The organism is Streptomyces oryzae, assembly GCF_017676365.1.
Classification (GTDB): domain Bacteria; phylum Actinomycetota; class Actinomycetes; order Streptomycetales; family Streptomycetaceae; genus Streptomyces; species Streptomyces oryzae.
On record NZ_JADKMA010000255.1, the window covers coordinates 1 to 8,860 of the forward strand.

The following is an 8,860-nucleotide window of genomic DNA, read 5'->3' on the forward strand; positions in this document are numbered from 1 at the left end:
AGGCCGCACCCCGCACGGGGGATGCGGCCTCTCGCCGTAGGGGTGGTGTGCACCGCCGGGTGCGGGCGGCTTGTGGCTGAGCGCGCAGTTCCCCGCGCCCCTGACGGGGCGCGCCTCAGTGACCGGCCTGCTCCTCCGCACCGGCCGGGGCCGAGGAGGACGGGCTGGCCTCCCCGGGCTCGGCCGAGCCAGAAGGCGACGCCGAGTCCGAAGGGCCGTGCTCCGGAGTCCGGCGGGACGGCGACTGCGACGGGGAGGGCGACGAGCTGGGCCCGACCGTCTTGTACGCGTTCTCCGCGGGCAGCACCGTGGCCCGCAGCTTCACCGGCCCGGTACGGCTCAGGTCGAAGGTGAGCGCCTGCGCGTTGCCGTCCTTCACACCCGCCTTCTCCGCGTCGGCGATCAGCGCGGACGCCTTGCCCCTGCCGCCCAGCGCCAGCGAGCCGCCGGCCGGGACCACCAGTTTCTTCTCGCCCTTGGCGGGGCTCAGTTCGGCACGGGCGCCCTTGATGTAGACGCCCTTGAGGGTCTGGTCCTTCTCGCCGTCGTTGAAGATCCGCGCCGTGACCGTCGCCTCGCCCGAACCCGCGGTGTCGGTGACGATGTTGGCGTTCTGGACCTTGATGACCCCGACGTGCGTCGCCGCGTTGTCGGGCCTGATCTCCAGCGTCTGCGCGTCGTTCCCGGCGCCGCAGGCGGTCAGCGAGACGGCGGCGAGCGCGAGGGTGGTGGCGGCGAGGGTGCCGCGACGAAGGCTGCTGCTCACGGCGGCGGCAACTCCTAGGCGAGCTATGGCGGCAGGCACGCTCCTCGAGCGCGTGCCGGTCGCGTACGGATGGGCTTTCGCGTGCGGGGGTCAGGTTACCGACAGCCTGTGGACGCCCCGCACCCGACCCTCCGGCCCGGGCTCCCGGCGCCGCGCGGCCCTGTTCCCGTACACCGTCGAATAGCAGCGGGCCGATGCCCGGAAGACCTCCGTACGGGCGATTCCACGGGAATGCGAGAGGTTGATGAAGAATTGATCAACAGGCTCTTACACGGCCATTGATCAATTCTTGGGAAAGCGGATGGAGGGGCGATCGATGCCACTCCCTACAGTCGGACAAATCGGTCATAACGGTCGTGTCGCGGGCCTCTTCCGGAGGCCGTCCGGGCCCGTTTCGACGGGTGCGCAGAACCGCTCTCACCTGCGAATACCCGCTTGCATTGACCGGTCGATGCACGATAGAGGGCCGCTTGTCAAGCCCCGAGATATGCCCTGACCTGCGAAAACGCCATTCAGAAGATGTCGTTCCCGTGTTACCCTGGATAGCCACGGAAGGGGTACCTGACACATGACGTTCAAGGTTGGCGACACCGTGGTCTATCCCCATCACGGGGCCGCGCTGATCGAGGCTATCGAAACTCGCCAGATCAAAGGCGTGGACAAGACCTACTTGGTTCTGAAGGTCGCGCAGGGCGATTTGACCGTTCGCGTGCCGGCGGACAATGCGGAGTTCGTAGGCGTGCGCGACGTCGTTGGTTCCGACGGGCTGGACAGGGTCTTCGAGGTGCTCCGCGCGCCGTATGCCGAGGAGCCGACCAACTGGTCCCGGCGCTACAAGGCAAACCTCGAGAAGCTCGCGTCCGGCGATGTGATCAAGGTCGCCGAGGTGGTGCGCGACCTGTGGCGCCGTGAGCGTGAGCGCGGCCTGTCCGCCGGTGAGAAGCGGATGCTGGCCAAGGCCCGCCAGATCCTGGTGAGCGAACTGGCTCTGGCGGAGAACACGAACGAGGACAAGGCAGAGGCGCTGCTCGACGAGGTTCTCGCTTCCTGACACTCGATCTGCCCCATACGATGCCGCGGTGCCCGGATGACATCAGTCGTCACCGGGCGCTGCGGCATGTTCGGGGCACGTTCGGGCATGCTGCTGCGACATGATCCAGCATGCTGCGCCTACGCCGGCGAATGCGCCGCCGTCGGCTGAGGAGCCGATGTGCCGGGCCCGGGCAGCCGACTCGACCGATGGTCACGGAAGGGTTCGGTCGAGCGGTGGCGCCCGGCACTCCCCCAACCTATGGCCGGGGGTACCCCCAGGCCATACCCACCCCGGCTGAGGACACAAACCCTGAACGCGCTACCGATGTCAATCGATTCCACAGACTTCGCCCCTTCCGGGGACTCCCGGCCCTCCGCTGACGCCGGGCCCCGCACCGCCGTGGTGATCCCGGCAGCGGGCAAGGGCGTCCGGCTCGGTCCGGGAGCGCCCAAGGCGCTGCGCGAGCTCGGTGGTACGCCGATGCTGGTGCACGCCGTACGCGCTACCGCGCGGGCGCGCGCCGTCGAGCTCGTCGTCGTGGTGGCACCGTCGGACGGCGTCTCCGCCGTCCGTACGCTGCTGGACGGGCACGGGCTGCCGGAGGTCGCCGTCGTGCCGGGCGGCGACACCCGCCAGGACTCCGTACGCCTGGGCCTGGCCGCGCTGCCGGACACCGTCGAGACCGTGCTGGTGCACGACGCGGCCCGGCCGCTGGTCCCGGACGAGACGGTGGACGCCGTCGCCCGCGCCGTCCGCGACGGTGCGCCCGCAGTGGTGCCGGCGCTGCCCGTCACCGACACCGTCAAGCAGGTGGAGCCGCGCGGCGACGGCGAGCCGGAGCCGGTCACCGGCACCCCGGACCGCGGCCGGCTGCGCGCCGTGCAGACTCCGCAGGGCTTCTCCCGCAAGGTGCTCGCCGAGGCGCACTCCCGGCTGACGGCTCAGGGCGAGGGCGCCACGGACGACGCGGGCATGGTCGAGCGGCTCGGCGTCGAGGTGGTCGTCGTCCCCGGCCACGAGGAGGCGTTCAAGGTGACCCGCCCCCTCGATCTCGTGCTCGCGGAGGCGGTTCTGGCCAGGAGGAGGGCGAAGGATGCCTACTGAGCACACCGGCGGCCCCGCCGCTGCCGCGCTGCCCCTGGTCGGCATCGGCACCGACGTGCACGCCTTCGAGGAGGGCCGCGAGCTGTGGTGCGGCGGGCTGCTGTGGGAGGGCGAGCGGTACGGACTCGCCGGACACTCCGACGGCGATGTGGCGGCGCACGCGGCATGCGACGCGCTGTTCTCCGCCGCCGGGCTCGGCGATCTGGGCGCCCACTTCGGCACCGAACGCCCCGAGTGGTCCGGCGCCTCGGGCGTCGCGCTGCTCACGGAGGCGGCCCGCATCGTGCGCGCGGCGGGATACGAGATCGGCAATGTGGCCGTACAGGTCATCGGCGTCCGCCCGAAGATCGGCAAGCGGCGCGCCGAGGCCATGAAGGCACTCTCCGACGCCGCGGGCGCCCCCGTCTCGGTCTCCGGCACCACCACCGACGGGCTCGGCCTGACCGGGCGCGGCGAGGGCCTGGCAGCTGTGGCCACCGCGCTGGTCCTGCCGCTTCTGCCGCGCGCGGAGGAGCTCCGCGGCTGACGGTGTGTGAGATACGGTCCGGAAAGGAGCAAGACTTCCGCACAGACCTCCGCATCCAGAGGAAGGGAGCCCATCCCGTGGCACAGCAGGTGCTCTCCGAGGAGCTCAAGCAGGTCCTCGACGGCAAGGTCTTCATCGCCGTCGCCACCATCCAGCCGGACGGCAGTCCACAGGTGTCGCCGGTGTGGGTGAAGCGGGACGGGGAAGACGTGCTCTTCTCCACCACCGTCGACCGCCGCAAGACGAAGAACCTGAAGCGCGACCCCCGGGTGACCGTCATGGTGCAGCCCGCCGAGTCGCCGTACACCTATGCGGAGCTGCGCGGCACCGCGTCGCTGAGCACTGAGGGCGCGCAGGAGCTCATCGACGAGCTGTCGCACAAGTACACCGGGAAGCCCTACGCGGAGTTCAACCCCGCCTCGGATCAGGACGCCGAACGCGTCGTCGTACGCGTCACCGTCGACAAGGTCGTCGGCAGGCTCTGAGCACTCCCGGCGGCAGGCCCCGTCCCGTCCCTGCGGCCAGGGCACGGCGGGGCCCGCCGGGCTACTACCCTTGACCCCGTGACTCTTCGCCTGTACGACACCAGCGCCCGGCAGATCCGCGACTTCAGCCCGCTCGAACCCGGCTGCGTCTCGATCTACCTGTGCGGCGCCACCGTGCAGGCGGCCCCGCACATCGGGCACATCCGCTCCGGGCTGAACTTCGACATCATGCGCCGGTGGTTCAGCTACCGCGGCTACAAGGTGACGTTCATCCGCAACGTCACCGACATCGACGACAAGATCATCGCCAAGTCCGCCGAGCAGGGCCGGCCCTGGTGGGCGATCGGCTATGAGAACGAGCGGGCCTTCAACGCCGCCTACGAAGCGCTCGGTTGCCTGCCGCCCACCAACGAGCCGCGCGCCACAGGCCACATCCCCGAGATGGTCGAGATGATGCAGGTGCTGATCGACCGCGGCCACGCCTACGCCGCCGACGGCAACGTCTACTTCGACGTCCGTTCCTTCGGCGACTACCTCTCCCTCTCCAACCAGGAGCTCGACAGCCTCCGTCAGCCCGCCGGCGAGGGCGAGACCGGCAAGCGCGACCCTCGCGACTTCGCCATGTGGAAGGCCGCCAAGCCCGGCGAGCCCTACTGGGAGACCCCCTTCGGGCCCGGCCGACCCGGCTGGCACCTGGAGTGCTCCGCGATGGCGCACAAGTACCTCGGCCGCGCCTTCGACATCCACGGCGGCGGCGTCGACCTCGTCTTCCCGCACCACGAGAACGAGGTCGCCCAGTCCCGCGCGTTCGGCGACGACTTCGCCCGCTACTGGTCCCACAACGCCTGGGTCACCATGAGCGGCGAGAAGATGAGCAAGTCGCTGGGCAACTCGGTGCTCGTCAGCGAGATGGTCAAGCAGTGGCGCCCGCTGGTGCTGCGCTACTACCTGGGCGGCCCGCACTACCGCTCCACCATCGAGTACAGCACCGAGTCGCTGCGCGAGGCCGAGTCCGCGTTCGGCCGGATCGAGGGCTTCCTGCAGCGCGGCACCGAGCTGACCGGCCAGGTGGAGCCGGCGGAGCGGGTGCCGGAGGCGTTCGCCGAGGCCATGGACGACGACTTCGCCGTCCCGCAGGCGCTGGCCGTCGTCCATACGACGGTGCGGCAGGGGAACGCCGCACTGGGCGAGGGCGACAAGGCCGCCGTCGCCACCGCCGTCGCCGAGGTCCGCGCCATGCTCGGCGTGCTGGGGATGGACCCGCTGGACGCCGCATGGTCCGCGGCGGCCCCCGGTGGCGGTGCCGAGCTGCACTCCGTGGTGGACTCGCTGGTCGGCCTGGTGCTGGAGCAGCGGCAGGCCGCGCGGGCCCGCAAGGACTACGCGACGGCCGACGCCATCCGCGACGAGCTGGCGCGGGCCGGGCTGACGATCGAGGACACCCCCTCGGGCCCCCGCTGGGAGCTCGCCGGGGGGTGAGCGCTCCCTCGGTACCGGTACTCCCCGGTGCCGGTACCGTTGTAAAGCCGTACGTACATCCGATCGCGCACTCGACGCGCACCCGCAGCGAGCCGCGCACGCCGCAGAGAGCAAGGTAGGTGCCCCAGCATGCCCGGGAAGAAGAAGGGGCCGCAGATCGGCAGCGGCGGCAACCGCCGCCGAGGTCTGGAGGGCAAGGGCCCCACCCCGCCCGCCGAGATGCGCAAGGGGCACGCCAAGCAGCGCGCGGCGCAGGTCAAGGCGCGCCGTGCCCAGGCCCGCCAGCAGCGCGGCGGCAAGTCCACAGCGGAGCTGGTCGTGGGCCGGAACTCCGTGGTGGAGGCGCTCCGCGAGGGTGTGCCGGCCAACGCGCTGTATGTGCAGCAGTTCATCGACAACGACGAGCGCGTCCGTGAGGCCGTCCGCGTCGCGGGCGAGCGCGGCGGTATCCGGCTGGTCGAGGCCCCCAGGCCCGAGCTGGACCGGATGACCAACGGCCTCAACCACCAGGGCCTCGTGCTCCAGGTCCCGCCGTACGAGTACGCGCACCCCGAGGACCTGGCGGCGGCCGCCTTCGACCGCGGTGAGGACCCGCTGATCGTCGCGCTGGACGGGGTGACCGACCCGCGGAACCTGGGCGCCGTCGTGCGCTCCGTCTCGGCGTTCGGCGGCCACGGCGTGGTCGTGCCCGAGCGGCGGGCGGCCGGGATGACGGCCGGCGCGTGGAAGACGTCAGCGGGTACGGCGGCGCGCACGCCGGTCGCGCGCGCCACCAACCTCACCCGTGCGCTGGAGGCCTACCAGAAGGCGGGCCTGATGGTCGTCGGACTCGCGGCGGACGGCGATGTGGAGCTGGGCGATGTCGCCGCGCTCGACGGCCCGCTCGTGGTGGTCGTCGGCAGCGAGGGCAAGGGCCTGTCGCGGCTGGTCGGCGAGACGTGCGACCTGAAGGTACGCATCCCGATGCCGGGCGGCGCCGAGTCCCTGAACGCGGGCGTCGCGGCCGGAGTGGTCCTCTACGAGGCGGCGCGGCGCCGCGGCTGAGGCGCCGCGGTTGAGGCGCCGCGGCTGAGGCGCCGCGGCTGAGCCCGGCCGGGCGTTGGGCTCGGCGCGGGCCGGTCGCGGGCCAGGACCCGCGACCGGGTGTGATCTCTTGACGGACCTCCGACAGATCGGGCCGGTCAAGGCAGTGTCCTAACCGTCCGTCACTCGGTTAGATGAGTGTGGACACCAGAACACCCCGCGCACCCGGCGCTTCGGGCCGCGGCTCCGGGCACGGCCCAGGGGGAAGCCCACGCGGTTTCTTCGACGACGAACCGGTGCTGAGCACGGTCAAGGTCCCGTCCGACCCCGCTGAGGTGGTCGTCAATCACGCGAGTTTCCGAGTACGGCTCGGCGCGGCGTCCGCCGGATCGGCCAGGTCTGCCACGCCGGCCACGTCTGCTACGTCTGCCGTTCCCGCCGTCGTCGCCGCGTCCGCAGTCGGACGTGACCCGCTGGCGCAGTCCGCCACCGCACCTGCCTCCACGTCCGCGCAGGCCCGATCCGCCGCGGGGGAACTCGTCTCCGCAGGCTCCGGCCCGCGGCCGCACAGCGGCGAGGAGACCGAGCCCATTCCCGTCGTCACCGGCGGCACCGCGGCGGCCGGGGCCCGCCGTTCCGGCTCCGGGCGGGCCGGGCGCCGCGCCCCCGTGGTGTGGAGCGGCGGCCCCGAGCCGGACGACACGGGCGCCACGAAGCTGATCCAGGCCGCCCGCACGGCCGGTCTCGTCGGCCGCGAGGGCCCCGCCACCACCGAGCCGGACCCCTCCGCCACCCAGACCCTGCCCCGGGTCAAGGGCCCCGCCACCGTGGTCGGCCCGCCCCGCGGCCCGCAGCCCTCAGAGAGCGGGCGGCCGGTTCCCCCGCAGCCCGAACCGCCGCAGCCGGAGCCGCTGTTGAAGGGCGTACGCCCGGCGCGCGGCGCCTTCGACGAGGACACCGGGGAGCTCGAAGCGCTCGGGCAGGACACCGGGGAACTGGCGACGGTCACCTACCAGGGCGACCGCGGCGGCCCCGGCGGTCCCGGCCGCTATGCCCGTTTCGACGGCCCCGGGGGCTACCAGGCCTACGCGGACCGGGAGGACGACGAGGGCCCCGGAGGGTACGCGGGCGACGACGACGCCGCGGCGGACGCCGAGGGCCGCCGCCGCCGCGACGCCGTGCGGCACGCGTACTACCCGGGGCGCCGGATGAATCTGGGCGTCGTACTGCTCCCGCTGCGGCTGTTCCTCGGCTTCATCTCCGTCTACGCCGGGATGGGCAAGCTGTGCGACCCCGTCTACTTCGACGGGGGCGAGCGCGGCTCCATGGTCACCTGGCTGCGGTCCCTGGACCCGTGGACGATCGCCTCCCCGCTGCGGGACTTCGCCCTCGCCCACCCGGTCGGCGCCGGCCTCACCGTCGCCTTCCTCCAGATCATCGTCGGCGTGCTGACCATGTTCGGACTGTGGCAGCGGGTCGCTGCGGGCGTCGGCGCGCTGCTGTCGGCCGCGCTGCTGATGACCGTCAGCTGGAGCAGCGTCCCCGCCTACGAGGCGCCGGACATCATCTACCTCGCCGCGTGGAGCCCGCTGATCATCGCGGGCGCGCCCGTCTACTCCGTCGACGGGCGGCTGGCGAGCGAGGCGTGGCGGAGGCTCGGCCCCCGCGTGGAACTGCGCGATCTGCGGCGCCGGGTGCTGCGCAGGGGCACCGTCATCGCCACGGTCGCCGTCGGTCTGTCCCTGCTCGTCGGCTCGCTGCTGGGCAGCGCGGTGCGCTCCGCGCAGCCGACCGTGGCCCCCGAGCGCGAGAAGACGCCCACCAACCGGTTGCCGGGCTCCCCGATGCCCCAGCAGCCGGGCCGGGCCGGCGCGGGTCAGGAGACGCAGGGCCCGGCCGGTGCGGACGGGCGGCGTGGTGAGCTGGGCCGGCGCGGCAAGGACGGCCGCCCCTCCGCGAAGGAGACCAGGCCGGGTGAGCGCCGGGCCAGCAGTGGCCCGGAGTCCACCCCGAGCCAGGGGCAGACGCAGGGGGCGAACGAGGGGGGTCCGCAGGGGGCCACGCCGGGTCAGCAGCAGGGCACCACGGCGCCGCCGGCGCAGCAGCAGCCTGGGCAGCAGTCGCAGGACGGCACCAGTGGGAGCTCCGGCTCCCGTTCGGGTGTCTCCCGTGAGTCGTCCTCCACGAGTGAGGACTCTTCGTCGGGCACGTCCTCCTCTGGCGGAGGAGGACGTGGTGCGTTGGGTGGCTTGCTGGGGCACTGAGCCGTGCTTGCCGGGGGGTGCCCCTCGGTCCCGCGAACGGTAAGGGGCAAGCCCTAGTTGTATTGATCACCAGCGTTGTTGACACGGTGTGGTCTTGATCAAAGGGAAGGCCTCCGTGTGTGGTGGAGGTGTCGAATCTTCACCGCGCGGAGGCCTTCGTGTCCCACCGTAATGCCCGGC

At 72.2% G+C, this 8,860-nt stretch carries 8 protein-coding genes; 7 read left to right on the forward strand and 1 reads right to left on the reverse strand.

Annotated elements, in window-relative coordinates; translation table 11 throughout:
- Positions 1 to 115: 115 nt before the first annotated feature.
- Complete coding sequence (locus ITI46_RS31365; protein WP_209243324.1) at positions 116 to 766, reverse strand: copper chaperone PCu(A)C domain-containing protein; 651 nt, start codon at positions 764 to 766, stop codon at positions 116 to 118.
- A gap of 568 nt (positions 767 to 1,334) precedes the next feature.
- Here ITI46_RS31365 and ITI46_RS31370 point away from each other — a divergent pair.
- The 7 genes from ITI46_RS31370 (at position 1,335) to ITI46_RS31400 (ending at position 8,680) form a co-directional block, all read left to right on the forward strand.
- On the forward strand, positions 1,335 to 1,817 hold the full coding sequence (locus ITI46_RS31370) for a CarD family transcriptional regulator (protein ID WP_016472332.1): 483 nt from the start codon (positions 1,335 to 1,337) through the stop codon (positions 1,815 to 1,817).
- Between the two features lie 306 nt (positions 1,818 to 2,123).
- On the forward strand, positions 2,124 to 2,903 hold the full coding sequence (gene ispD, locus ITI46_RS31375) for a 2-C-methyl-D-erythritol 4-phosphate cytidylyltransferase (protein WP_209243325.1): 780 nt from the start codon (positions 2,124 to 2,126) through the stop codon (positions 2,901 to 2,903).
- Positions 2,893 to 3,429, forward strand: a complete 537-nt coding sequence (gene ispF / locus ITI46_RS31380; protein ID WP_209243326.1) for a 2-C-methyl-D-erythritol 2,4-cyclodiphosphate synthase — start codon at positions 2,893 to 2,895, stop codon at positions 3,427 to 3,429. The genes ispD and ispF overlap by 11 nt, the downstream gene beginning before the upstream one ends.
- Before the next feature lie 77 nt (positions 3,430 to 3,506).
- Positions 3,507 to 3,914 carry a PPOX class F420-dependent oxidoreductase gene (locus ITI46_RS31385; RefSeq protein ID WP_209243327.1) on the forward strand — a complete coding sequence of 136 codons (408 nt, stop codon included), beginning with the start codon at positions 3,507 to 3,509 and terminating at the stop codon, positions 3,912 to 3,914.
- A 78-nt stretch (positions 3,915 to 3,992) separates the two neighbouring features.
- The gene (gene cysS / locus ITI46_RS31390; RefSeq protein WP_209243328.1) at positions 3,993 to 5,393 is read left to right on the forward strand and encodes a cysteine--tRNA ligase; all 1,401 of its coding nucleotides are present in this window, start codon (positions 3,993 to 3,995) and stop codon (positions 5,391 to 5,393) included.
- A 129-nt stretch (positions 5,394 to 5,522) separates the two neighbouring features.
- Entirely contained in the window at positions 5,523 to 6,437 is a 915-nt protein-coding gene (gene rlmB / locus ITI46_RS31395; RefSeq protein ID WP_209243329.1) for a 23S rRNA (guanosine(2251)-2'-O)-methyltransferase RlmB, read from the forward strand.
- 173 nt (positions 6,438 to 6,610) lie between these two features.
- The gene (locus ITI46_RS31400; RefSeq protein WP_209243330.1) at positions 6,611 to 8,680 is read left to right on the forward strand and encodes a DoxX family protein; all 2,070 of its coding nucleotides are present in this window, start codon (positions 6,611 to 6,613) and stop codon (positions 8,678 to 8,680) included.
- Positions 8,681 to 8,860: the final 180 nt, after the last annotated feature.

Bases quoted from the DNA above. Each gene is read 5' to 3' on its own strand.
- ITI46_RS31370 (WP_016472332.1), top strand. From the start codon at position 1,335: ATGACGTTCAAGGTTGGCGACACCGTGGTCTATCCCCATCACGGGGCC.
- ispD (WP_209243325.1), top strand. From the start codon at position 2,124: ATGTCAATCGATTCCACAGACTTCGCCCCTTCCGGGGACTCCCGGCCC.
- ispF (WP_209243326.1), top strand. From the start codon at position 2,893: ATGCCTACTGAGCACACCGGCGGCCCCGCCGCTGCCGCGCTGCCCCTG.
- rlmB (WP_209243329.1), top strand. From the start codon at position 5,523: ATGCCCGGGAAGAAGAAGGGGCCGCAGATCGGCAGCGGCGGCAACCGC.
- ITI46_RS31400 (WP_209243330.1), top strand. From the start codon at position 6,611: ATGAGTGTGGACACCAGAACACCCCGCGCACCCGGCGCTTCGGGCCGC.